Below are 2,149 nucleotides of genomic sequence, written 5' to 3' on the forward strand. Positions count from 1 at the left end.
GCTCGTACACCTTGTCCAGGCGCGCCACGATCTGCTCGATGCCGACGTCAAAGCCATAGTTGATCGCGGCGGTCAGATGCAGCACGCAATTTTCCAGATCGACCGGCGTGACGGCCATGAACGTGCAGAAGCGCTCAACCTCGCCGGTCTTCTTGTTGAAATAGGCCGTCGTGGGGCGGAAGCAGTAGTAATGATAGCCCGCCGTGATGGGAATGCCGCGATGATCGCCGTAGGGCTGAAACAAGGTGATCTCGCTCGTGCGCAAGCCTTCATCCGTCAACACGACATCGTAATCCGCGAGTTCGTCGGGATCATCGGGGTTGCCATTGAGGTTGGCGTGCACGAAAGGAAAGTGCGCCGGGTCGAGGAAGTTCTCCACGGCACGAAGGGCATTTGCGTTGTAGTAGTAGGGCCCGGCCTGGACCTTGCGATAGGTCGCATCCTCCCAAACGGGAAACGGAGGAACAGCGGCGACTGGATTGCCCATGCAGACCCAAATGTATCCATAATGCTCGACCGCGTGATGGCGGAATGCCGCGGCTCGGCTCGTCGGCCGGGTCGTCGGATGGGCCGGGTAACGGCGGCAGGCTCCATCGGTGCCGTATTCCCAGCCATGGTAGGGGCAGACGACGCAACCGTCCTTCACCCAGCCGAGCGACAAGCGCGCACCGCGATGACGGCAATAGTCCTTCCAGGCGTGAACCTCGCCGTCATGGCGCCACAAGATGATATCCTCGCCAAGCAGGCACGCCGGCACGATGGCGCCTTCCGCGACCTCCTCGCTCCGGTGAACCACGTGCCATTCGTTGACGATGGCGCGATAATCGGCTCTCTCGGTGTCCCAGGTTGACGCGATCACCATGACCTCACCTCACTCGCCACTGGTCCAGCCGGACAGGGCGTCATCACGCATGCGGTCGCGCGGAGTGACAGGTGGGCTTCCCTCTCCCGCACATTCATGCTCTGAGGACCCAATACAACCCCTGGGTGCTGATACGTCAACCAGAATATCGAGATTGTATGACTGCGAATGAGATTTGGAGCATACGAGCTCCGGCGTCGTCCTTACCCGGTCGTTCGCGAGCCGCGATAGGCCAGAGAGAGAGTGGATGCGACCCGCTGGATTCGTCGATCGTTTAAGCAATCGTTCCGGCCGGCACGCCTCAGCACAGACGCTCGATTGCACCGGGCGGCGGTTGTCAGATCCTGACCTTGTTCAGGTCACACGACGATGAAGCTAGCTTCCCAACGCGTTCTCGCCGGCTTCGCGGCCGGGCGCGCTGACATGAACTTCATGCCCCTGGCGCAACGCCAAGGAGGCGGCGGCGACCGCCGATTCGAACGCCGATTCCTTGGTGGCATATTTGCCGTTGACGTTGCCGTCATGCAGCACGCCCCATTCATCCTGGACCGGGACGATGGCGTATTGAGCAAGGCCCATTGTTCAACTCCTCCCGTTCTTGAGGCTATCTCTGCGTGAGCTACGGGTGCGCAGCAATGCCCCCGATGAAGCACGCAATCGGAATCGGCACCAGCATCGGATGGCCGGCGATTTGCGCGGTTGAACGCACGCGCACAGCTTCTTGCAAGGTCGGCCTCGTGTGACGTTTCGTCCTGCTTGAGCGGCCAACTCGCGCTTGCGGTGAAGGTTCCTGCTCTAACGCCAGAACCAGCACAGCTGTGGCCGCACTTTCGCGAACCAGTCGAACACGGCCTTGGTCCACCGTGACGAGCTTCACGTCTTCCCGCATCGCGCGGATTGAAGGCCGGCCAGTTGGCGAGCGACATTCATTCGTTATGTCCCGGCTGTCGAAGCTGACGGCACCATGGCTCTGCGCGGCGAGATTGGAGATCTCGGTTGGCCGGAGGCCGCCTTGGTCAGCTCGATATCCAATTGGGATTTGGAGCGGGTGAAGGGAATCGAACCCTCGTATTCAGCTTGGAAGTCGAAACCAGATCCCGCACGCCACATCACCGAAGTTCATTTTGATAGCAAAATCAACGCTCGACAGAATTTGAAACTTCACGCCAGATCACCAAAAAGACCCTCAAATCACGGTCTATTGCGCCCGAGGAGCGCCCTAGAATTTGGGCTGTGCGGCGAAAACCGGAAAAGAAAAAAGCGCCGTGTCAATCCACGGCGCTGCGG

The 2,149-nt window shown here is 60.0% G+C and carries 3 protein-coding genes; 1 reads left to right on the forward strand and 2 read right to left on the reverse strand.

Annotated elements, in window-relative coordinates:
- Together ACXJL8_RS39440 and ACXJL8_RS39445 are read right to left on the reverse strand one after the other, a co-directional pair.
- Positions 1-862 (reverse strand): Rieske 2Fe-2S domain-containing protein (locus ACXJL8_RS39440; RefSeq protein WP_456686851.1); only part of this gene is annotated, 862 nt, incomplete at its 3' end.
- 375 nt (positions 863-1,237) lie between these two features.
- Entirely contained in the window at positions 1,238-1,441 is a 204-nt protein-coding gene (locus ACXJL8_RS39445; RefSeq protein WP_456622770.1) for a hypothetical protein, read from the reverse strand.
- Positions 1,442-1,826: 385 nt separating this feature from the next.
- Here ACXJL8_RS39445 and ACXJL8_RS39450 point away from each other — a divergent pair.
- Positions 1,827-2,149, forward strand: a 323-nt coding sequence (locus ACXJL8_RS39450) for a hypothetical protein (protein WP_456686852.1), incomplete at its 3' end; no start/stop codon positions are given.

The organism is Bradyrhizobium sp. P5_C11_2, assembly GCF_054049755.1.